21 protein-coding genes are annotated in these 21,502 nt (G+C 67.2%); 19 read left to right on the top strand and 2 right to left on the bottom strand.

Going from position 1 to position 21,502, the window contains the following annotated elements:
* Positions 1-2 precede the first annotated feature (2 nt).
* Together ugpA and ugpB are read right to left on the bottom strand one after the other, a co-directional pair.
* A complete protein-coding gene (gene ugpA / locus KF871_RS05335) occupies positions 3-890 on the bottom strand; it encodes a sn-glycerol-3-phosphate ABC transporter permease UgpA (protein ID WP_291139195.1) in 888 nt (295 codons plus the stop codon).
* Positions 891-968: 78 nt separating this feature from the next.
* Positions 969-2,285, bottom strand: a complete 1,317-nt coding sequence (gene ugpB, locus KF871_RS05330; RefSeq protein ID WP_291139192.1) for a sn-glycerol-3-phosphate ABC transporter substrate-binding protein UgpB — start codon at positions 2,283-2,285, stop codon at positions 969-971.
* 181 nt (positions 2,286-2,466) lie between these two features.
* Between ugpB and KF871_RS05325 the strand changes: the two genes are divergently transcribed.
* The 19 genes from KF871_RS05325 to KF871_RS05235 all read left to right on the top strand — a co-directional run bounded on the left by KF871_RS05325 (position 2,467) and on the right by KF871_RS05235 (position 21,492).
* Complete coding sequence (locus KF871_RS05325) at positions 2,467-6,336, top strand: FAD/FMN-binding oxidoreductase (RefSeq protein WP_291139189.1); 3,870 nt, start codon at positions 2,467-2,469, stop codon at positions 6,334-6,336.
* A gap of 16 nt (positions 6,337-6,352) precedes the next feature.
* Entirely contained in the window at positions 6,353-6,766 is a 414-nt protein-coding gene (locus KF871_RS05320; RefSeq protein WP_291139186.1) for a DUF971 domain-containing protein, read from the top strand.
* A 14-nt stretch (positions 6,767-6,780) separates the two neighbouring features.
* Positions 6,781-7,512: a bifunctional demethylmenaquinone methyltransferase/2-methoxy-6-polyprenyl-1,4-benzoquinol methylase UbiE gene (gene ubiE / locus KF871_RS05315; protein WP_291139183.1), complete on the top strand. Its 732-nt coding sequence runs from the start codon at positions 6,781-6,783 to the stop codon at positions 7,510-7,512.
* 54 nt (positions 7,513-7,566) lie between these two features.
* Entirely contained in the window at positions 7,567-8,595 is a 1,029-nt protein-coding gene (locus tag KF871_RS05310; protein ID WP_291139180.1) for a TIM44-like domain-containing protein, read from the top strand.
* Positions 8,596-8,664: 69 nt separating this feature from the next.
* Positions 8,665-9,243, top strand: coding sequence for a hypothetical protein (locus KF871_RS05305; protein ID WP_291139177.1), 579 nt, complete (start codon positions 8,665-8,667; stop codon positions 9,241-9,243).
* Positions 9,240-10,805 (top strand): ubiquinone biosynthesis regulatory protein kinase UbiB, encoded by a 1,566-nt coding sequence (gene ubiB / locus KF871_RS05300; protein ID WP_291139174.1) that lies wholly within the window; start codon positions 9,240-9,242, stop codon positions 10,803-10,805. The genes KF871_RS05305 and ubiB overlap by 4 nt, the downstream gene beginning before the upstream one ends.
* 229 nt (positions 10,806-11,034) lie before the next feature.
* Entirely contained in the window at positions 11,035-11,385 is a 351-nt protein-coding gene (locus tag KF871_RS05295; RefSeq protein WP_291139171.1) for an FmdB family zinc ribbon protein, read from the top strand.
* A gap of 20 nt (positions 11,386-11,405) precedes the next feature.
* Entirely contained in the window at positions 11,406-12,083 is a 678-nt protein-coding gene (locus tag KF871_RS05290) for a DUF502 domain-containing protein (protein ID WP_291139168.1), read from the top strand.
* 15 nt (positions 12,084-12,098) lie between these two features.
* A complete protein-coding gene (gene aspS, locus KF871_RS05285) occupies positions 12,099-13,901 on the top strand; it encodes an aspartate--tRNA ligase (RefSeq protein WP_291139165.1) in 1,803 nt (600 codons plus the stop codon).
* Positions 13,902-14,036: 135 nt separating this feature from the next.
* Positions 14,037-14,357: a YqjD family protein gene (locus tag KF871_RS05280; protein ID WP_291139161.1), complete on the top strand. Its 321-nt coding sequence runs from the start codon at positions 14,037-14,039 to the stop codon at positions 14,355-14,357.
* Positions 14,358-14,365: 8 nt separating this feature from the next.
* Positions 14,366-14,740 (top strand): phage holin family protein, encoded by a 375-nt coding sequence (locus KF871_RS05275; protein WP_291139158.1) that lies wholly within the window; start codon positions 14,366-14,368, stop codon positions 14,738-14,740.
* Positions 14,737-15,039 carry a hypothetical protein gene (locus KF871_RS05270; protein WP_291139154.1) on the top strand — a complete coding sequence of 101 codons (303 nt, stop codon included), beginning with the start codon at positions 14,737-14,739 and terminating at the stop codon, positions 15,037-15,039. Before KF871_RS05275 ends, KF871_RS05270 begins: the two co-directional genes overlap by 4 nt.
* 3 nt (positions 15,040-15,042) lie before the next feature.
* On the top strand, positions 15,043-15,525 hold the full coding sequence (gene nudB / locus KF871_RS05265; protein WP_291139151.1) for a dihydroneopterin triphosphate diphosphatase: 483 nt from the start codon (positions 15,043-15,045) through the stop codon (positions 15,523-15,525).
* A gap of 28 nt (positions 15,526-15,553) precedes the next feature.
* Positions 15,554-16,282: an endonuclease/exonuclease/phosphatase family protein gene (locus KF871_RS05260; protein ID WP_291139149.1), complete on the top strand. Its 729-nt coding sequence runs from the start codon at positions 15,554-15,556 to the stop codon at positions 16,280-16,282.
* A 5-nt stretch (positions 16,283-16,287) separates the two neighbouring features.
* Positions 16,288-17,553 (top strand): cardiolipin synthase ClsB, encoded by a 1,266-nt coding sequence (gene clsB / locus KF871_RS05255; RefSeq protein ID WP_291139146.1) that lies wholly within the window; start codon positions 16,288-16,290, stop codon positions 17,551-17,553.
* Between the two features lie 10 nt (positions 17,554-17,563).
* Entirely contained in the window at positions 17,564-18,583 is a 1,020-nt protein-coding gene (locus tag KF871_RS05250; protein WP_291139143.1) for a ligase-associated DNA damage response exonuclease, read from the top strand.
* Positions 18,580-20,265: an ATP-dependent DNA ligase gene (locus KF871_RS05245; protein WP_291139140.1), complete on the top strand. Its 1,686-nt coding sequence runs from the start codon at positions 18,580-18,582 to the stop codon at positions 20,263-20,265. Before KF871_RS05250 ends, KF871_RS05245 begins: the two co-directional genes overlap by 4 nt.
* 52 nt (positions 20,266-20,317) lie before the next feature.
* Complete coding sequence (gene folE, locus KF871_RS05240) at positions 20,318-21,043, top strand: GTP cyclohydrolase I (protein WP_291139137.1); 726 nt, start codon at positions 20,318-20,320, stop codon at positions 21,041-21,043.
* 26 nt (positions 21,044-21,069) lie between these two features.
* Positions 21,070-21,492 carry a BLUF domain-containing protein gene (locus KF871_RS05235; protein WP_291139134.1) on the top strand — a complete coding sequence of 141 codons (423 nt, stop codon included), beginning with the start codon at positions 21,070-21,072 and terminating at the stop codon, positions 21,490-21,492.
* Positions 21,493-21,502: the final 10 nt, after the last annotated feature.

Below are 21,502 nucleotides of genomic sequence, written 5' to 3'. Positions count from 1 at the left end.
GATCAGTAATTCACCTTGCGCTCGACGTAGCGGAACTGGATGACGGTAAGCACCACCACGATGGCCATCAGCACCACCGACTGCGCGGCCGAGCCACCCAGGTCCAGCGCCTTGAAGCCGTCGTAGTAGACCTTGTAGACCAGGATGGCCGTGTCCTTGCCCGGGCCGCCCTCGGTCGTGGCGTCGACGATGGCGAAGGTGTCGAAGAAGGCGTAGACGATGTTGATGACCAGCAGGAAGAAGGTGGTCGGCGACAGCAGTGGGAACACGATGTTCCAGAAGCGGCGCCAGGGGCCGGCGCCGTCGATGGCCGCCGCCTCGATCAGGCTGCGCGGAATCGATTGCAGGCCCGCGAGGAAGAACAGGAAGTTGTACGAGATGTGCTTCCACACCGCAGCGAACACGATGAGCGCCATGGCCTGGTTGCTGTTGAGCAGGTGGTTCCACTCGACGCCCATGTGGCGCAGTCCGTAGCTCACGATGCCGATCGAGGGCGCGAACATGAACAGCCACAACACGCCCGCCACAGCCGGGGCCACGGCGTAGGGCCAGATCAGCAGCGTCTTGTAGATCGACGAGCCACGCACCACGCGGTCGGCAAACACCGCCAGCGCGAGCGATATGGACAGGCCCAGCCCGGCGACGAGCACCGAGAACACCGCGGTGGTCTTGAACGATGCCAGGTAGCTGCTGTCGTCGATCAGGCGGCGGAAGTTGTCCAGGCCCACCCATTCGGTCGAGGTGCCGAAGGCGTCCTGCTGCTGCAGCGACTGCACCAGCGCCTGGCCGGCGGGCCAGAAGAAGAACACGGCGATGACGATCACCTGGGGTGCCAGCAGCACCGCAGGCAACCACCAGCTCTTGAATCGGACGCGTTTTTCGACGGCCAAGCGAAGACTCCTATCGACAAAACGGCCGGGGCATGCCCCGGCCGTGTGTGGGCCTCATAACGAGGCCGCGATTGTGGCTCAGCCCTTGTTGGCTTTCTGGAAGCGCTCAAGCTGCTCGTTGCCGCGCTTGACCGCTTCGTCCAGCGCCTCCTTGGCGGTCTTCTTGCCCGACCACACCAGCTCCATCTCCTCGTCCATGATGGCGCGGATCTGGTTGAAGTTGCCCAGGCGCACGCCACGCGACTTGTCGGTGGTCTTGCGGATCATCTGGTTCACCGCGGTGTCGGTGCCGGGGTTCTGCTTGTAGAAGCCGGACTTCTCGGTCAGCTCCATGGCGGCCAGGGTGATTGGCAGGTAGCCGGTGCGCTGGTGGCTCTTGGCCTGCACCTCGGGGTTGGTGAGGTACTTGAAGAACTCGGCCACGCCCTTGTACTCGTCGGCCTTCTTGCCCGACATCACCCACAGCGACGCGCCACCGATGATGGTGTTCTGCGGTGCACCCGGCACGTCCGGGTAGTAAGGCAGCGGGGCAATGCCGAAGTCGAACTTGGCGTTCTTCTTGATGCTGGCGTAGGTCGACGAGCTGGCCGTGGCCATGGCGCATTCGCCCGAGTAGAAAGGCGCGTCACCCTTGTTGCCGCGGCCGCGGTAGTGGAACAGGCCCTGCTTGGCCATGTTGGCCAGGTTCTCGATGTGGCGAACGTGCAGCGGGCTGTTGAACGCCAGGCGCGCCGACATGCCACCAAAGCCGTTGTTCTGGGTGGCGAACAGGGTGTTGTGCCAAGTCGAGAAGCTCTCGAGCTGGGTCCAGCTCTGCCAGCTGGTGGTGAACGGGCAGGCCACGCCAGAGGCCTTGAGCTTGGCCGCGGCCAGCACCAGTTCGGGCCAGGTCTTGGGCGGCGTGTTCGGGTCGAGCCCGGCCTTGCGGAACAGGTCCTTGTTGTAGTTGAGGACCGTGGTCGAGCTGTTGAACGGCAGGCTCAGCATCTGGCCGTTGGGCGCGGTGTAGTAACCCACCACCGCCGGGATGTAGGCCTTGGGGTCGAACTTGTAGCCGGCGTCGGACAGCACCTTGCCCACCGGCACGATGGCGCCTTTGGCGGCCATCATGGTGGCCGTGCCCACCTCGTACACCTGCAGGATGTGGGGGGCATTGCCGGCGCGGAAGGCGGCGATCGAGGCCGTCATCGACTCGTCGTAGCTGCCCTTGTAGGTGGGCACGATCTTGTAGGCCTTCTGGCTGGCGTTGAAATCGTTGGACAGGTCGGTGACCCAGTCGTTGAGGCCACCGGTCATGGAATGCCACCACTGGATTTCCACCTGTGCGTGGGCCGGCATCGAGAAAGCGGTGGCGAGCGTCAGCGCGCCCAAGGCCGGCAAAAAGCGGGACTTCATTGGTTGTTCTCCTCTGGGGGGTTGAGTACTGCGGAAGCCGCAGGCTATCGGTCTTTTGTGACGAATGGATTGCAGCCGGGTTGCCCGCGCATGACAACCGGGGTTTCCACGGGCCGCAGAGGGGATGTTGCGCTGCGATACCATCTCGGGCTCGGTGCTCCTTGTCAGCGCCGAGGGTCCCATGAACGCACCGACCCCGCATCCGCTGCTCGCCTCCGCCACCGACGACGCGCCCCGCCTGCGCGAAATCCCCTACAACTACACCTCGTTCTCGGATCGCGAAATCGTCATCCGCCTGCTCGGCGAGCGCGCCTGGTCGCTGCTGGACGAGTTGCGTGGCGAGCGCCGCACCGGTCGCTCCGCCCGCATGCTCTACGAGGTGCTGGGCGACGTCTGGGTGGTGCAACGCAATCCCTATCTGCAAGACGACCTGCTGGGCAGCCCCAAGCGCCGCGGCCAGTTGGTTGATGCGCTGCACCATCGCCTGAGCGAGGTGCAAAAGCGCCGCACCCCGCAGGACGATCCCGCCCGTGACGCCTTGGTGGGCGAATTGCTGCAGCTGGCGCGGGGCGCGGTTGAGGCCTTTGCCCGCGCGTTCGACGAAGTTGCCGCCCTGCGCCAACGCGCCAACAAGGTATTGGGGCGGCTCACCGCGCGCGACAACATCAAGTTCGACGGGCTGTCGCGCGTGTCGCACGTCACCGACGCCACCGACTGGCGCGTCGAGTACCCGTTCGTGGTCCTCACCCCGGACACCGAGGCCGAGATGGCCGGCCTGGTGCAAGGTTGCGTGGACCTGGGCCTGACCATCATCCCGCGTGGGGGTGGCACCGGTTACACCGGCGGTGCCATCCCGCTCACCTGGAAGAGTGCGGTCATCAACACCGAAAAGCTCGAGGCCATGAGCGAGGTCGAGTGGGTGACGGTGCCCGGCTACGACGAGCCGCTGCCGACAGTCTGGACCGAAGCCGGGGTGGTCACGCAGCGCGTGGCCGACGCCGCCGAGCGCGCGGCCCATGTCTTTGCGGTCGACCCGACCTCGGCCGAAGCCTCGTGCATCGGCGGCAACATCGCCATGAATGCGGGTGGCAAGAAGGCGGTGCTGTGGGGCACCGCGCTGGACAACCTGATCAGCTGGCGCATGGTCACCCCGCAGGCCGAGTGGCTGGAGGTGACCCGTGTGGACCACAACCGCGGCAAGATCCACGACGCCGAGGTGGCCACCTTCGAACTCAAGTACTTCGCGCCCGACGGCAAGGCGCTGCGCCGCACCGAGACGCTGGCGATTCCCGGGCGCACCTTCCGCAAGGAAGGCCTGGGCAAGGACGTCACCGACAAATTCCTCTCGGGCCTGCCCGGCATCCAGAAAGAGGGCTGCGATGGCCTGATCACCAGCGCGCGCTGGATCGTGCACCGCATGCCCGAGCACACGCGCACGGTCTGCCTGGAGTTCTTCGGCAATCCCAAGGACGCGGTGCCCAGCATCGTCGAGATCAAGGACTTCATGTTCGCCGAGCAAAAGCGCTCGGGCGTGGTGCTGGCCGGCCTCGAACACCTGGACGACCGCTACCTCAAGGCGGTGGGCTACGCGACCAAGAGCAAGAAGGGCAATGGCGGATTGCCCAAGATGGTGCTCATCGGCGACATCGTGGGCGATGACCCGGATGCGGTGGCGAGGGCCACCAGCGAGGTGATCCGCATCGCGAACTCGCGCAGCGGCGAAGGCTTCACCGCCATCAGCCCCGAAGCGCGCAAGAAGTTCTGGCTCGACCGCAAGCGCACCGCAGCCATCAGCCGCCACACCAACGCCTTCAAGATCAACGAAGACGTGGTGATCCCGCTGCCGCGCATGGGCGAGTACACCGAGGGCATCGAGCGCATCAACATCGAGCTGTCGCTGCGCAACAAGATCCGCCTGACCGACGAGCTGGAGGCCTTTTTCACCCGCGGCCACCTGCCGCTGGGCAAGAGCGACGACGCCAACGAAATTCCGTCGGCCGAACTGCTGGAGGACCGCGTGCAACAGGCCTTGGCCCTGGTGCGTGAGGTGCGCAGCCAGTGGGCCGGGTGGCTGGCGGGTGTCGACCATCTGTTTCCTCAGCTGCAGGACCACAGTCTGCGTGCGAGCTGGAAGACCCAGATCCGCGCACCGCTGCAGCAGTTGTTCAGCGGTGCCGCCTTTGGCCCGCTGCTGGCCGAGTGCAATGCCATTCACCAGCGCGTGCTCAAGGGGCGGGTCTGGGTGGCGCTGCACATGCACGCGGGCGACGGCAACGTGCACACCAACATCCCGGTCAACAGCGACGACTACGAGATGCTGCAAACCGCGCACGCCGCGGTCGACCGCATCATGGTGCTGGCGCGCAGCCTGGACGGGGTGATCTCCGGGGAACACGGCATCGGCATCACCAAGCTCGAGTACCTGAGCGACGACGAACTCGCGCCGTTCGCCGCGTACAAGGCCAAGGTCGACCCGGAGGGCCGATTCAACAAAGGCAAGCTGCTGCGTCAGCCCATGGACGGGGCGCGTCGCGCCGACCTGTCGCACGCCTACACGCCGAGCTTCGGCCTGATGGGGCACGAGTCGATCATCATGCAGCAAAGCGACATCGGCGCCATCGCCGATTCGGTCAAGGACTGCCTGCGTTGCGGCAAATGCAAACCGGTGTGCGCGACGCACGTGCCGCGCGCCAACCTGCTCTACAGCCCGCGCAACAAGATCCTGGCCACTTCGTTGCTGATCGAAGCCTTCCTGTACGAAGAGCAGACGCGCCGTGGGGTCAGCATCCAGCACTGGCAGGAGTTCGAGGATGTGGCCGACCACTGCACGGTCTGCCACAAGTGCGAGTCGCCTTGCCCGGTCAAGATCGACTTCGGTGACGTGACCATGAACATGCGCAACCTGTTGCGCAAGATGGGTCAGAAGAGCTTCCGCCCTGGCAACGCAGCGGCCATGTTCTTCCTCAACGCCACCAATCCCGAGACCATCAAGCTGGTGCGTTCGGCCATGGTGGGCGTGGGCTTCAAGGCGCAGCGGCTGGCCAACGACCTGCTCAAGCGCCTGGCCCGCAAGCAGACGGGCGCGCCACCGGCCACGCTGGGGCCTGCACCCATCAAGGAACAGGTCATCCACTTCATCAACAAGAAGATGCCGGGTGGCCTGCCCAAGAAGACGGCACGCGCACTGCTGGACATCGAGGACAAGGACTACGTCCCGATCATCCGCAACCCGCAGGCGACGACCGCCGAGACCGAGGCGGTGTTCTATTTCCCGGGCTGTGGCTCGGAGCGCTTGTTCAGCCAGGTGGGGCTGGCCACCCAGGCCATGCTCTGGCACGCGGGTGTGCAGACGGTGTTGCCGCCGGGCTACCTTTGTTGCGGCTACCCCCAGCGCGGCTCGGGCCAGTTCGACAAGGCCGAAAAGATCATCACCGACAACCGGGTGCTGTTCCACCGTGTGGCCAACACGCTCAACTACCTCGACATCAAGACGGTGGTGGTGAGCTGTGGCACCTGCTACGACCAGCTGCAGGGCTACGAATTCGACAAGATCTTCCCGGGTTGCCGCATCGTGGACATCCACGAATACCTGCTCGAGAAGGGCGTCAAGCTCGAAAGCCAGGGCGCGTACCTGTACCACGACCCCTGCCACAGCCCCATGAAGCTGCAGGAGCCGATGAAGACGGTGAAAGCGCTGGTGGGCGAGCAGGTGCTCAAGAGCGAACGTTGCTGCGGCGAGTCCGGTACCCTGGGCGTGACCCGTCCGGACGTATCGACCCAGGTGCGCTTCCGAAAGGAAGAGGAAATCCGCAAGGGCGAAGCCGCGTTGCGCAGCAGCGGGGCCGTCAGCGCCGATGCCAACGTCAAGATCCTCACCAGCTGCCCCAGCTGCCTGCAAGGCCTCAGCCGCTACGGCGACGATCTGAACAACGGCCTGCTGGAGGCCGACTACATCGTCGTCGAGATGGCGCGCCACATCCTGGGTGAGAACTGGCTGCCCGAGTACGTTGAGCGCGCCAACCGGGGTGGCATCGAACGCGTGCTTGTCTGATCAACGGAGACGAACCTTGGCTGGCCTCGATCGAAACACCCCCACCCCGCAAGACATCACGGTGCACGGCGCCTCGCGCGTGCTTGAGGTCAGCTTCTCCGATGGGCAGACCTACCGCATTCCCTTCGAGCTGATGCGCGTGTACTCACCGTCGGCCGAGGTGCAAGGGCACGGCCCTGGCCAGGCGGTGCTGCAGACAGGCAAGCGCGAGGTGAAACTGGTCGGCCTGGAGCCTGTGGGTAACTACGCGGTGCAGCCCACCTTCGACGACGGCCACTCTTCCGGCATCTTTTCCTGGGACTACCTGTACTTCCTGGGCTCGAAGCAGGCCGAACTCTGGGCCGACTACGAAGCCCGCTTGCAGGCGGCCGGCGTCGGTCGAGATGACCCGATGCCCGACAAAGCCGGTGCCGGCTGCGGCCACCACTGACCGAGGAGACGCCCATGGCCCAGACGCATTTCGGTTTCCAGCACGTCGACGAGGGCGACAAGGCGCGCCACGTTCGCGGGGTGTTCGACTCGGTCGCGTCGCGTTACGACGTGATGAACGACCTGATGTCGGCGGGCCTGCACCGACTCTGGAAGCGCTACACCATCACCGTGGCCAATGTGAAGCCGGGCGACCAGGTGCTCGACATTGCCGGTGGCACGGGTGATCTGGCCATGGCGTTTGCACGCGAAGTCGGGCCCACCGGGCGCGTGTTCCATACCGATATCAACGAGGCCATGCTGCGCGAGGGTCGCACGCGCTTGCTCGATGCCGGCGTTGTGCTGCCCACCCTGGTGTGCGACGCCGAACACCTGCCGTTTGCCGACAACAGCTTTGACCGTGTCTCGGTGGCCTTCGGGCTGCGCAACATGACGCACAAGGAACTTGCGCTGGCCGAAATGCATCGCACGCTCAAGCCGGGCGGGAAGCTGCTGGTGCTGGAGTTTTCCCGGGTGGCCAAACCCCTGGAGAAGGCGTACGACTGGTACTCGTTTCAGGTGCTGCCAAAACTGGGCAAGTGGGTGGCCGGCGACGAGGCCAGCTACCGCTACCTCGCCGAGTCCATCCGCATGCACCCCGACCAGGAGACGCTGCGCCAGATGATGAAGTCGGTGGGATTCGGTCACGTCGATGTACACAACCTCACGGGGGGCGTCGTGGCATTGCACGTGGGCATCAAGTGTTGAACTAGTGTGTGGCGCCAGACCCCTCGAGGGTTGGCAGATAAGGAGACAGGGCTGATGAACAAGGTGTGGTCGATGGTGTTGGCACTCGCGCTGGCAATGGGCTCGGCCGATGTGCTGGCCAAACGCCTGGGCGGTGGGCTGTCCTTTGGCAAGCAGTCGACCAACGTGACGCAGCAGCGCAACACCGCGCCATCGCAGCCGAGCGCTCCTGCCTCTCAGGCCGCGCCGGCAAAGACCGCCCCGTCGTCCACGGCAACGCGCCCCGCGTCGACCACCGCACCCGCCGCGCCGCAGCGCCCCTGGGCCGGCATGTTGACCGGCCTGGCGGCCGGCCTCGGCCTGGCCTGGCTGGCGTCCGCGCTGGGGTTTGGCGAAGCCTTTGCTCAGTTCCTCTTGATCGCGTTGGTGGCGATGGCCGTGCTGACTGTGGTGCGGCTGCTGACCCGGCGCAGGTCGCCGGTGGCCTCGCCGCAGGCCGCGGGTGGGCTGGCCTACCAGGCCACGGTACCTGTGCCGGCACGGGCACCGGTCGATTTCGAACCCACGGTGCCGCGCACCTACAGTCCGCAAAACGTTGGCAACGACGCGTCGGCGCGCCCCTGGGAGCGCACCAGTCCGGCTGGGCTCGATGCCGCCGTGGCAGGGCAGCCGGGGTCGATGATCGGATCCGCCTTGCTGGGCCGCCAGAGCTGGGGCATCCCGGCCGGCTTCGATGCCGAGGGTTTCCTCAAGGCCTCCAAAGCCAATTTCATCGGTCTTCAGGACGCCTGGGACCGCGCCGACATCCCGGCCCTGCGCGCCATGATGACCGACGACATGCTGGCGCAGATCCAGGGCCAGCTGGCCGAGCGGGAGCGCGCCAGCACGGGCGAGCCGAACAGGACCGATGTGGTCATGCTTGAAGCGCAATTGCTGGGCATCGAGGAGCTGGACGACGACTTCATGGCCAGCGTGGAGTTTTCTGGCCTGATCCGCGAAGAGGCATCGGCCGGCCCAAGCCCGTTTCGCGAAGTCTGGAACATCACCCGCCCCAAGGCCGGCCCCGGCGGGTGGCTGGTGGCCGGCGTGCAGGCGCTGCAGTAGGTCGTCGACCGTTGCCGCGCGCTGGAGCGCTCGCTCGGGCGTGCGGTTATCCGTCAGAATCGGGCGGTCATGGCTGAAGTACCTCCCGACCCCACCGCAAGCGCCAGCCGGCGCTCCCCCGAAGGTTTGATCCAGGGCTTGCTGGGTGCATTGCGCCCGCCCGCCTGGGTGGTCGACGAGACGCAGAACCGCGTGGTGCTGCTGCTCAACCACGTGCTGCAGCAAGAGCCCGTGGCCACCGAGCGTCTGCGGCGCCAGGCCGGCAAGCCGATCAAGGTCGAATGGGGCGAGATACACCTCACCCTGGCGGCGACGCGCGCGGGGTTGCTGGAGCGCTGCGACCCGCTGGCGAACCCGCCCGAGCTCACGGTGACGCTCACGCAGCAGTCGCCCTTCGACATCGCGCAACGCGTGCTGGCTGGCGACAAGCCCGGTGTGGACATCCAGGGCGACGTGCAACTGGCCGCCGAGGTCGCCTGGCTGGTCGACAACGTGCGTTGGGATGTCGAAGAGGACCTCTCGCGCGTCACCGGTGACGCGGTGGCCCACACCCTGGTTGGCGGCGCGCGGCGCTTGGCCGACGCCGTGAAGGCCTTCGTGGCGCGCATGCCGCGTCCGCCGGCCCGAGGCGCCGGGGTGGAGCGGTGAGGCGGCTGCTGCGCGGCGCCTTCATCGTCTGGGTGGCGCTGCGGCACGGGCTGGACGAGCTGGTGCTCTCCAGCTTCGACCACCCCTGGCTGCGCCGACTCACCCGCGTCGTCACGATCGGCCGCAAGCTGGACAAGCCCCGCGGGCAACGCCTGCGTGAGGCACTTGAGCGTCTGGGCCCTATCTTCGTGAAGTTCGGGCAGGTGTTGTCCACCCGCCGCGACCTGCTGCCGCCTGACATTGCCGACGAACTCGCCCGCCTGCAGGACCGCGTGCCGCCGTTCCCTGGCGATGTGGCGGTGGCCACCATCGAACGCGCATTCGGCCGCCCGCTGGACGAGGTGTTCGCGCATTTCGACCGCGTTCCGGTGGCCAGCGCCTCGATCGCGCAGGTGCATTTCGCCACGCTGCGCAGCGGTGCCGCAGCCGGGCGCGAGGTGGCGGTCAAGGTGTTGCGCCCCAACATGCTGCCCGTCATCGACAAGGACCTGGCGCTCATGCGCATGATGGCGGGCTGGCTCGAGCGGCTCTCGGCCGACGGACGCCGGCTCAAGCCGCGCGAGGTGGTGGCCGAGTTCGACAAGTACCTGCACGACGAGCTCGACCTGCTGCGCGAGGCGTCGAATGCCGCGCAGTTGCGCCGCAACATGGCCGGCCTCGATCTGGTCATCATCCCCGAGATGTACTGGGACTGGTGCCGTACCGACGTCATGGTGATGGAGCGCATGGCTGGTGTGCCCATCAACCGCACGGACGAGCTGCGCCGCCAGGGCGTGGACATCCCCAGGCTGGCGCGCGACGGGGTGACGATCTTCTTCACCCAGGTGTTTCGCGACGGTTTCTTCCACGCCGACATGCATCCGGGCAACATCCAGGTCAGCATCGATCCGGCCAGCTTCGGGCGCTACATCTCGCTCGACTTCGGCATCGTGGGCACGCTCACCGCCTTCGACAAGGAGTACCTGGCGCAGAACTTCACGGCCTTCTTCCGCCGTGACTACAAACGCGTGGCCGAGCTGCACATCGAGTCGGGCTGGGTGCCGGCGGACACCCGCGTCGACGAGCTGGAGTCGGCCATTCGAGCGGTGTGCGAGCCTTACTTCGACCGCCCGCTCAAGGAGATTTCGCTCGGTATGGTGCTGATGCGCCTGTTCCAGACCTCGCGCCGCTTTCACGTCGAGATCCAGCCGCAGCTGGTGCTTCTGCAGAAAACCCTGCTCAACATCGAGGGCCTGGGGCGAGAGCTTGACCCGGAGCTCGACCTCTGGGCCACGGCCAAGCCCTTCCTGGAGCAATGGATGCTGGAGCAGGTGGGGCCGCAGCGGCTGTTGGCCCAGCTCAAGGCCGAAGCCCCCCAGTACGCCAAGCTGCTGCCAGCCTTGCCGCGCCTGCTGCACGACTACCTCAAGCACCGCCCACACGAGCTGCGCAGCGAGATCGACGCCCTGCTGGCCGAGCAGCGCCGCACCAACCGCTTGCTGCAGGGCATCATCTACGGCGGCGTCGGATTTGTGCTCGGTCTCATCGTCACCCAGATCCTGTTGCGCATCCGGGTGTGGTGAAACCCCGCCCGGCGCCCGCAAAGGCGCCCCGGAATTTATAATCGCGGGTTTTGTCCGCCGACGCTCGGTGGACGGTTTCATCCACGAATTCATCCCCGCTGTGCTCGGCGCAACCCACTTCGCATGAAGTGATCGACCGGGAGACACCGCCGCACCGGTACCGCCGGCTCGCCGGTGGTGCCCCGACAGGGGTTGCACCCAGCGCCGCGGGGACTTTGCCTTCCTCACCATGCCCATCTATGCCTACAAGTGCGCGTCCTGTGGCCATGCCAAGGACGTGCTGCAAAAGATCTCCGACGCCCCGCTGAGCACCTGCCCGGCCTGCGGCGCCGACACCTTTCGCAAACAGGTCACCGCGGCCGGCTTCCAGCTCAAAGGCTCGGGCTGGTACGTGACCGACTTCCGCGGTGGCAGTGGTGGCGCCAGTGCCCCCGCCACGGGCGGTGACGGCAAGGCGGCTGAGGGGAGTTCCAAGGCGGCCGACGCCCCCGCTGCCTCGCCGGCACCCGCGCCTGCCAGCACGCCCGCCGCGTCGCCACCGTCGTCCGGTGGTGGCAGTGGTGGTGGCTCGTCCACCTGAACCTTTAGAGCCTTCGATACATGACCGCCCTGCGCAAGTGGCTCTTCTCGGGACTGCTCGTCCTGGTGCCGCTCATCGTCACCCTTTGGGTGCTTGACTGGGTGGTCGGCACGCTCGACCAGACGCTCAACATCCTGCCGGCGTCCTGGCGCCCGGATGCCTGGCTGGGCGTGCACATCCCCGGCCTGGGCGTGATCTTCGCGGTGGTGATCGTGCTGTCCATCGGCGCACTGGCCTCCAACATCATCGGCAACAAGATCGTGCACTGGTGGCACGCCCTGCTGCACCGCATCCCCATCGTTCGCTCCATCTATTCCGGCGTGAAACAGGTCTCGGACACGCTGTTCTCCGAAAAGGGCAACGCGTTTCGCAAGGCCTTGCTGGTGCAATGGCCGCAGCCTGGCATGTGGACGATCGCCTTCCTGACCGGCGCCCCGCAGGGCGAAGTGCTGAAGCAATTGCAGAGCGAGTCGGCCGAAGCCGACGACGGCGATCAGTTCCTCAGTGTGTACGTGCCGACCACGCCGAACCCCACGGGCGGCTATTTCGTGCTGCTGCGCGCGCGCGACTGCGTCGAACTCGATATGAGCGTGGACGAAGCGCTCACCTACATCGTGTCCATGGGCGTGATCGTGCCCGGCGGACCGAAACCCCAAAGCACCCAGGCCGCCACCGACGCGGCGCACAACCCCGACTGAGAAAGAAAGCATCCCATGGCCATGCGCACCCATTACAGCGGTCTGGTGACCGAAGCCCTGCTGGGCCAGACCGTCTCGCTTGCCGGCTGGGTCAACCGCCGCCGCGACCACGGTGGCGTGATCTTCATCGACCTGCGTGACCGCGAGGGCACGGTTCAGGTGGTGTGCGACCCCGACCGCCCCGACATGTTCAAGACCGCCGAAGAGGTGCGCAACGAGTTCTGCGTGCAGGTGGTTGGCGTGGTGCGCGCCCGTCCGGAAGGCACCACCAACGACACCATCAAGAGCGGCAAGGTCGAGGTGCTGTGCCATGAGCTGAAGGTGCTCAACCCTTCGGTCACGCCGCCGTTCCAGCTCGACGACGAGAACCTGTCGGAAACCACCCGGTTGACCCACCGGGTGCTCGACCTGCGCCGCCCTTACATGCAGCGCAACCTCATGCTGCGCTACCGCGTGGCGATGGAGGTGCGCAAGTTCCTCGACGCCAACGGCTTCGTCGACATCGAAACCCCCATGCTCACCAAGAGCACGCCCGAAGGCGCGCGCGACTACCTGGTGCCCAGCCGCGTGCACGACGGCATGTTCTTCGCGTTGCCGCAGTCGCCCCAGCTGTTCAAGCAGTTGCTCATGGTGGCCGGCTTCGATCGCTACTACCAGATCACCAAGTGCTTCCGCGACGAGGACCTGCGCGCCGATCGCCAGCCCGAGTTCACCCAGATCGATATCGAGACCTCGTTCCTGGGCGAGGAGGACATCCGCGCAATGTTCCAGGGCATGATCAAGACGGTGTTCCAGAACGTGTTGGGCATCGACCTGGGCGAGTTCCCGGTCATGCCGTACTCGGAGGCCATGCACCGCTACGGCTCGGACAAGCCGGACCTGCGTGTGACCATGGAGTTCACCGAGCTTACCGACGTGATGGCCGATGTGGACTTCAAGGTCTTCAGTGCGCCGGCACAGGCCAAGAACGGCCGCGTGGTGGCCTTGCGGGTGCCGGGCGGCGCCGAGATGAGTCGCAGCGAGATCGACGCCTACACCGAGTTCGTGAAGATCTACGGCGCCAAGGGCCTGGCCTGGATCAAGGTCAACGAAGTGGCCAAGGGTCGCGACGGCCTGCAGAGCCCCATCGTCAAGAACCTGCACGACGCGGCCATCGCCGCCATCCTGGAGCGCAGTGGCGCGCGTGACGGCGACATCCTGTTCTTCGGTGCCGACAAGGCCAAGGTCGTCAACGACGCCATCGGCAACCTGCGCATCAAGATCGGCCACAGCGAGCTGGGCAAGAAGAACGGCTTGTTCGAAGACCGCTGGGCGCCGATGTGGGTGGTCGACTTCCCGATGTTCGAGTACGACGACGAGGACGACCGCTGGACCGCGGTGCATCACCCGTTCACCGCACCCAAAGACGGCCACGAGGACTTCATGGTGAGCGACCCGGGTCGCTGCATCGCCAAGGGCTACGACATGGTGCTCAACGGCTGGGAGATCGGTGGTGGCTCGGTGCGTATCCACCGTGCCGATGTGCAGCAGAAGGTGTTTGACGCGCTCAAGATCAGCCCCGACGAAGCGCAGCTCAAGTTCGGCTTCCTGCTCGATGCGCTGCAGTACGGCGCGCCCCCGCACGGCGGCCTGGCCTTCGGCCTGGACCGCATCGTCACGCTGATGACTGGGGCCGAGTCGATCCGCGACGTGATCGCCTTCCCCAAGACCCAGCGCGCGCAGTGTCTGCTCACGCAGGCGCCCAGCCCGGTGGACGAAAAGCAGCTGCGCGAGCTGCACATCCGCCTGCGCAACCCGGACGCGGTGAAGCCCGCCTGAGTCGGCCCGGCCTTGTAGGACAACACCGCAAAGGCGCCTTCGGGCGCCTTTTTGCATGGAACCTGCGTATCCTGTGCCGATCGCACCCCGTGTTGTCCATCGCCGATGGGCCCAACCACAGGAAAGGAGCCTCCCATGACCGAAGCCGTCAACGACAGCACCGCCAGCAAGAAAAAGCTCGTGCGCGACCTGCAACGCGTGATTGCCGACGCCGAAGAGTTGCTGCATGCCACCGCAGGCGAGACCGAAGGCAAGGTGGTCGAAATGCGCGAACGCATTCGCGACAACCTCATGGCCGCCCGACACAGGCTGGCCGACATCGAAGAGACCGTGGCCGCCAAGACCAAAGAGGCGGCGCGTGCCACTGATGAGTACGTGCACCAGCACCCGTGGCAGGCGATCGGCACCGCCGCTGGCGTGGGCTTGTTGCTCGGCCTGCTGATCGGTCGCCGTTGAGCGGGCCCATGGGTCCCGCGGGCCAACGCCTGTCCGGGTCGCTGCGTGGCCTGGCGGGCACTTTGCTCGAGCTGGCGCAGGTCCGGCTCGAGCTGTTCAGCGTCGAGGCGCAGGAAGAGGTTCTGCGTGTGGCCGGTCTGGTGGCCTATGGCGCCATTGCGCTGGTCTGCCTGGCCTTGGGCCTGTGCTTTGTGGCCATGCTCGTCACCGTCGCCTTGTGGGACACGCACCGCTTGCTGGCGCTGGCCGTGTTTGCCGGCGTGTTTCTGGTGGCGGGGTTGCTGGCGGCCTGGCAGGCGCGCTCGCGGGTGTTGCGCGGATCCCGCCTGTTCTCGGCCAGCATCGACGAGTTGCGCCAGGACCGCGAGGCGCTCGAGCCATGAACCCGTCACGGGCCGACGAACTGGCGCTGCGCCGCACGCAGTTGCAGCAACGCTCGCGCCGCTTGCGCGATCGCACGCTGGCCCACGCCGAGGCGCTGTCGCCGGCGCTCACCTGGGCCGAGCGCGGCCTGGAGGCCTGGCAGTGGCTGCGTGCGCGGCCGCCGGCGCTGGTGGTGCCGCTCGCGGTGGTGACCGGCGTGTGGGTGGCGCGCCGGCCCAGCCGTTTGTTCACCACGCCGTGGCGGTTGTGGACCGTTTGGCGGCTGTGGCTGCGCGTGAGCGCGGCCCAACGCCCCTGAGCTGTGCCCACCCCCCACGTAGCGCCCCGCTTCAAGGTGCCCCAGTCGGTGCTGGTGGTGATTCACACCCCGGCGCTGGAGGTCTTGCTGATCGAGCGCGCGGACGCGCCGGGTTTCTGGCAATCGGTGACCGGGTCCAAAGACCACTTGAACGAAGCCTTCGAGGCCACGGCCGTGCGCGAAGTGGCCGAAGAGACGGGTCTCGACGCCCGGGCCGCCGACCACCGCCTGCGCGACTGGGGGCTGGAAAACGTGTACGAGATCTACCCGCAATGGCGCCACCGCTACGCCCCGGGCGTGACCCACAACACCGAGCACCTCTTCGGCCTGTGCGTGCTCCGTGCGGCGCCGGTTCGCCTGAGCCCACGCGAGCACCGGGACCAGGTCTGGCTCCCGTGGCAGGCGGCCATGGAGCGCTGCTTTTCGCCATCAAATGCCGAAGCCATTGGCTGGCTGCCGCGTCTGGGCGGTCGGGCGCCTGACTGACGCCACGCCGCGTGCGATGATTTGCGCCATGAGCCTGCTGCGCGTGGCCACCTACAACATCCACAAAGGCGTCCAGGGCCTGGGCCCGGCACGCCGACTGGAGATCCACAACCTGGTGCATGCGGTGGAGCAATTCGACGCCGACATCGTCTGTCTGCAGGAGGTGCGCAGCCACCACCGCAAGCTGGAGCGCTACTTCACCCGCTGGCCCGACCTCGATCAGGCGGGCTACCTCTCCCCCGAAGGCTACGAAGCCGTCTACCGCACCAACGCCACCACCCGCCATGGTGAGCACGGCAACGCCTTGCTCTCGCGCTGGCCGGTGCTGGGCGTGGGCCATGCGGATGTATCGGACCACCGCTTCGAGCAACGCGGGCTGTTGCATGCCCAGTTGCTGGTCGATGGCACCGACGTGCACGTGGTGGTCGTGCACCTGGGACTCATCCACGCCAGCCGCGAGCGCCAGGTGCAGCGGCTGGGGCAGTTCATCTCGCGCGAGGTGCCATCCAGTGCGCCACTGATCGTGGCAGGTGACTTCAACGACTGGAGCGCGCAACTGCTCAAGCCCATGGCCGCGCTCGACCTGCACACCTTCGAGGGCATCCGCCTGCCCACCTTTCCGGCGCGGCTGCCACTGCTGCACCTGGACCGCATCTTCGTGCGGGGCCTGCGGCCGGTGTCGGCGCACGTGCCCCACGGGCCGGCCTGGCGGCGCATGTCCGACCACCTGCCCCTGATCGCCGACCTGGAGCTGTGAAGCGCTTGAGCACCCCATTGCGAGACGGCCACCAGTTGCTGCTGCTGCAAGGCGGTGACGCCTTCTTTCCGGCGCTGGTCGACGCGGTCGATGCGGCGCAACAGGTGGTCCATGTCGAGACCTACATCTTCGAGTTCCAGGGCTCGGCGCTGATGGTGGCGCAGGCGCTCGAGCGCGCGGCGCGACGCGGCGTGGCGGTGCGGCTGGTGGTCGATGGTGTGGGTACCCCGCAGGTGCCGCCCGAGTGGCAGCAGCGTTTCGATGCGGCCGGCGTGGCCTGGCGCACCTATTCGCCGCTGGGCCGTCTCGGTCTGCTCATCCCCAGCCGCTGGCGCCGCCTGCACCGCAAGCTCTGCGTGGTCGATGGCACGGTGGGCTTCTGCGGCGGTATCAACCTCATCGACGACCTCGATGACGTGGCCCTGGGTCGACTGAGCGAGCCCCGGCTGGACTACGCCCTGCGCGTGGCCGGCCCCCTGGTGCAGGACATGGTCGAGACCATGGACCAGTTGTGGTGGCGCCTGCAGGCGGTGCGTGCGGCGCGCCAGCGCGAGTTCAGCGCCGCCTGGGAGGCCCTGCGCGGTTCGCGTCCGGTGGGCGATTTCTCGCGCCTCTTGCGCAAGATCGAAGCGCACGCCCGGGGCTTCGGCACCCCGAGCGCCGACGCCGGCGAAAGCTCGCTGATCGGGGTCGATGGGGCGCGGGCGGCGCTGGTGCTGCGCGACAACGTCTCGCACCGCCACGACATCGAGCGGGCCTACCTCAAGGCGATTGGCGAGGCGCGCCACGAGATCGTGATCGCCAACGCGTATTTCATTCCCGGGCGCAAGCTGCGCCGGGCGCTGTTCTTTGCGCGCAATCGGGGTGTGCGAATTCGTTTGTTGCTGCAAGGGCGCTACGAGAGTTTTCTGCAATACCGCGCCGCGCGCCCGGTGCTCAAGCGCCTGGTCAATGCCGGCATCGAAGTGCACGAGTACGCCCCGAGCGCGCTGCACGCCAAGGTGGCGGTGGTCGACCAGCGCTGGGCGACGGTGGGCTCCACCAACCTCGACCCCTTGTCGTTGCTGCTGGCGCGCGAAGCCAACGTGATGACCACCGACCGGCGCTTCTCGTCGCTGCTGCACGAACAGCTGGACCACCTCATGCGCACCGCGGGCACGCGGGTCGACGCGCTGGCCCTCAACGCCCGGCCCTGGCACCAGCGCCTGCTGGACCGCTTTGCGTTCGGCGTCATGCGCACGGTGCTGTTCCTGACCGGCCACCGCTATTGATGGCCGAGCCATGGATGGGGACCTGATCGTTCGGCGACCGCAGGGCCTGTATTGCCCGGCGGGCGACTTCTTCATCGACCCCTGGCGGCGCGTGGACCGTGCCGTGATCACGCATGCGCACGCCGACCACGCGCGAAGTGGGCATCGGCACTACCTGGCTGCCGACGTGGGCGCGGGATTGCTGCGCGCGCGGGTGGGGCAGGGCATCTCGCTGCAGGCGCTGGCCTACGGCGAAACGGTGAACCACAACGGTGTGCAGATATCGCTGCACCCGGCGGGCCACGTGCTGGGCTCGGCACAGGTGCGCGTGGCACACGAAGGGCGGGTGTGGGTGGCCAGTGGCGACTACCGCACCACGCCCGATGGGGCCGTGCCCGATCGCACTTGCGCGCCGTTCGAGCCGGTGCGCTGCGACGTCTTCATCACCGAATCAACCTTCGGCCTGCCGATTTACCACTGGCGCAGCGACGCCGAGCTGTTCGGCGAGATCAATGCCTGGTGGGCCACCAACGCCGCCGCCGGCCGCACCAGCGTCATGCATTGCTACAGCCTGGGCAAAGCCCAGCGGCTGCTGGCGGGCGTTGATGCGTCGATCGGCCCGCTGGTGTGTCACCACACGGTGGAGCCCATCAATGCGGCCTACCGGGCCGCAGGTGTGCCCTTGCCGGCCACCTGCCTGCCCGGTGCGCTGAGCGACGCTGCCGATTGGGGCCGAGCGCTGCTGCTGTGCCCGCCGAGCGCGCTGCAGTCGCCCGAGCTGGCAGGGGTGCGCCATGCCAGCACGGCCTTTGCCAGTGGCTGGATGCAGACCCGCGCCATGCGCCGACGTGGCAACCTCGACCGCGGCTTCGTGCTCAGCGACCACGCCGACTGGCCCGGTCTGCTCGCGGCCATCGCGGCGAGCGGCGCCGAGCGCATCATCGTCACCCACGGCAGCGAGCAAGTGCTGGTGCGCCACCTGCGCGAGCTGGGTTTGCGCGCGGATCAGTTTGACACCGCGTACGGCGACGCTGGCGAGGCACCCGAATGAACCGCTTTGCGGCCCTGGTGGACGCACTCGAGGCACAGAGCGACAACGCCGACCAACAGGCGGCGCTGCTGCGGTATCTGCAAGAAGCGCCCGAGGCCGATGCCGCCTGGGCCATGCACCTGCTGGCGGGCCACCGACCGAGACGGGTCATCGACAGCGAACGCCTGCAGCACGCCGCGCAGGTGGCATCGGGTCTGTCGCCGTGGCTGTTCCAGACCGCGCTCGACGCGGTGGGCGATGTGGCGGAGGGCTGTGCGCTGGTTTTGGCATTGGCGCCGCCAACAGCGCTCAGCCGGGACGGGCTTGCGCAGTGGATGACCCAGACATTGCCCGCCATGCAGCCACTGGACGGCGAGCCACTCGACGCGCACCTGAGCGCCGCGTGGGAGACGCTGACGCCGCAGGCGCGCTGGGTGTTCAACCGGCTGCTGATCGGCGGTTTTCGGACGGGGGTGCGTGATCGGGTGTGGCATCAGGCTGTGGCGGCATTCGCCGGCCTGACGCCCGCGCTGGTGGCGGCGCGCAGGGTGGAGGCTGGCGCACAGCCCTTGCACGAGGTGGCGGTCTGGCGTGGCCTGGTGGCGCCCTTGGACAGCCCGGGGCCGGCGCTGCGGCGGGTCAATCTGCCGCAGGTGTTTGCGCCTGAACAGGTGCTGGCCGGTGACCCCGTGCAGACCCTGGGCGAGGCGAGCGACTGGGTGGTGACCTGGCGCCCCGATGGTCTGCCGGTGCAGATCGTCAAGGGTCGCAACGCGGTCTCGGTGTGGTCGGCCGACGGCGAATGGCTGAGCGGGCACCTGCCCGAACTGGTGGCCCTGGCCCAGCACTGGCCCGCCGACACCGTGGTTGAGGGCCATGCCGTGGCCCTTCGTCCGGGCGAGCCGGAGCCGGATGGCGTCGCGCGAGCGGGGCCCTTTCTGCCGCTGCAGCAACGCCTGGCGCGCCCACCGGGTGGGCGGCGTGGGGTCGCCACCGTGGTCGCGGGCTTCCTGGCCACCGACCTGTTGCAACTGGCCGGGCAGACGCCGTTGAATCAAACGCTGTCCGAACGCTTGGACGCGCTGGCATCGTTCGCGCAGGGCGAACCGTCACTGGTGTGTCTGTTGCCCCTGCCCGCCCATGACTGGCCCGCCGTGGCCACCTGGCGAGACCGCGCGCGTGCCGAATCGGCGCTCGGCTTGTTGCTCAGGCGCTCGGCCGACAGCCGCGGCGACCTGCCCTGGCCCGTCTGGTTCTGGCCGGCGGAAGCGCGTCGCCTGAAGGCGGTGCTGATGTATGCGCCAACGGCACCGGGGCAGGCCGACTTCGGCTTCGGGGTCTGGAACCGGCCCCCGAGGGATGCCGCGGAACTGGCCGCCGTTCAGCAAGCCATTGCCGCGGGACACCCGCCGGTGGCCGGCGACCTGCAATTGCTGACGCTTACCCGCACGGGCGAGGGTCTCCAGCCCGCGGAGCGCCAGGCGCTGGCCGCGGCCGCGCGTTCAACGGTGGCGGCGCGTTTCGGGCCGGTCCACAGCCTGGTGCCCTCGCTGGTGGTGGAGATCGGCTTTGACGCCGTGACGTCCAGCGCGCGCCACAAATGCGGCTACGTGCTGAGCGGCCCGCGCATGCTGCGCCTGTGCCGCGACACGCCGCTGTTGCAGGCCGCCTGCCTGGCCGATCTGGCCGCCCTGGCGCCCTGAAAGGCCCACGGTGTCGGGAAAATGGGGCCCGGTGATAGCATCCCCTATGCTTATGAAGACCGACCCTGATCAGGCCGCCGGTGGCGCCCCTGGTGGCGACGACGAAGGCGTGCCCGTGTCCGTGAAGATCCGCGAGCGGCTCAAGGCGGCTCGCCATCGCTTCCATTCCAACGACAACATCGCCGAGTTCATCGAGCCGGGCGAGCTGGACAAGCTGCTCGACGAGGTGACCGTCAAGATGCAGGGCGTGCTGGAGTCGATGGTCATCGACACCGAGAGCGACCACAACACCGGCGACACCGCGCGCCGCGTGGCCAAGATGTACCTCAAGGAGGTCTTCGCGGGTCGCTACATCAAGGGGCCCTCGGTCACCGAATTTCCCAACGCCGAACACCTCAACGAGCTGATGATCGTCGGCCCGATCACGGTGCGCAGCGCTTGCAGTCACCACTTCTGCCCGGTCATCGGCAAGCTGTGGATCGGGGTCATGCCCAACGAGCACACCAACGTGATCGGCCTGTCCAAGTACGCGCGTCTGGCCGAATGGATCATGGGCCGTCCGCAGATCCAGGAAGAGGCGGTGATCCAGCTGGCCGACCTGATCCAGGAGAAGACCCAGCCCGATGGCCTGGCCATCGTGATGGAGGCCAGCCACTACTGCATGGCCTGGCGCGGCGTGAAGGACATGGACAGCAAGATGATCAACTCGGTCATGCGCGGCGTGTTCCTCAAGGACGCCAACCTGCGCCGCGAATTCCTCGCCCTTGTTCCCCGCTGAACCCCCGCTGAACCCCCGAGGCACCCATGCTCGTTCGTCTGCTCTATGTCAGCCGCGCTGTCGACAAGGACGCCAAGGCCATTGAAGGCATCCTCGAATCCTCGCGTCAGCACAACATGTCCAACGGCATCACCGGCGTGCTGTGCTACGGCGGCGGGATCTTCCTGCAGGCCATCGAAGGCGGTCGCGGCGCGGTCAACACGCTCTACAACCATATCGTGGCCGACCCGCGGCACCAGGACGTGGTGCTGCTGCACTACCAGGAAATCAGCGAGCGCCGCTTCGGTGGCTGGACCATGGGGCAGGTCAACCTGGCCAAGCTCAACACCTCCATCGTGCTCAAGTACTCCGAGCGGCCCGAGCTCGATCCCTACGCGGTGTCGGGCGCGGTGTCGCTGGCGCTGCTCGAAGAGCTGATGGCCACGGCCAGCATCATCGGCCGCGCTTGAGGCCCCGGCG

This window comes from Hydrogenophaga sp. (assembly GCF_019635465.1).
GTDB lineage: Bacteria > Pseudomonadota > Gammaproteobacteria > Burkholderiales > Burkholderiaceae_C > Hydrogenophaga.
Note: the sequence above shows the minus strand (reverse complement) of the source record. Positions and strands in the feature narration are given on the sequence as shown.